Origin of the sequence: Bifidobacterium sp., from assembly GCF_050874245.1 — a bacterium.
In the GTDB taxonomy this organism is placed as follows: Bacteria; Actinomycetota; Actinomycetes; order Actinomycetales; family Bifidobacteriaceae; genus Bifidobacterium.
Window position 1 is genome coordinate 1 of record NZ_JBNMKH010000227.1, and the last position, 1,015, is coordinate 1,015.

Below are 1,015 nucleotides of genomic sequence, written 5' to 3' on the forward strand. Positions count from 1 at the left end.
CTGGCTGTTCAGCTCTCTGAACGTGGCCCGTTTCGTGGCCAAGCAGAACATGGGTCTCAAGGAGTTCGAGTTCTCCCAGAACTACGCCATGTACTACGACAAGCTCGAACGCGTCAACTACTTCCTGAAGGACGTGGCGGCTCTGGTAGAGGCCGGCGAGCCTGCCGATTCGCGTCTGATGCAGCATCTGCTGTCCGACGTGATGGGCGACGGCGGCCAGTGGACCATGGCCATGAACGTGTACAAGAAGTATGGCGCGGTGCCGAAGGATCTGTTCCCGGAGACCGAATCCTCCAAGAACACCGGTGAGATGAACGTGCAGCTGCGCCGCATGCTGCACACCGCGGTTGCGCATATGTACGCTGATCCGTCCGCGATCGATGCGATCATCGCCGATGCGGTCGCCGCCGGTCACCGTATTCTGACGATTCACTTGGGCGAGCCGCCGAAGAGCTTCGATTGGGAGTGGACCGACAAGGATGGCGAGTTCCACCGCGATGGCGAGATCACGCCTGTCGAGTTCTGGAAGAAATATGTGGGTTCCGCCGATTTGGAAAGCTATGTCTGCCTGGTGGACGATCCGCGTCAGGAGCACGTCAAGGGCAAGAAGATCGGCATCGAGCATCTGGGCAACGTGGCCGGGGGAGACCCGACCGAGTACCTCAACGTGCCGAACCAGTTCATGAAGGACTGCGTGCGTCAGATTCTTCAGGAACAGGGCATTCCGGTATGGTTCGGCGCTGACTGCCATCCGATGATGGACCGTGAGAACGGCGCGTGGGCCACCGACCTGTTCGAGTATGGCCGCGTGTATGGCGTCGATTTCGATCTGGACAAGGAACAGCGTGTCCGTTTCGGCGATTCCGCGATGAATCACGCGATGGCGTTCGTCGGTGTGGATGTGGATGAGGATGGCCACACCACCCGCCGTTGGCGTGTGGAGAACTCGTGGGGAGACAAGATCGCCGACAAGGGCTACTTCACCATGAGCGACGACTGGTTCACCGAATACGTC

At 59.5% G+C, this 1,015-nt stretch carries 1 protein-coding gene; it reads left to right on the forward strand.

The features are described from left to right. Positions 1-1,015 (forward strand): C1 family peptidase (locus ACR0P8_RS10100; RefSeq protein ID WP_432624905.1); only part of this gene is annotated, 1,015 nt, incomplete at both ends.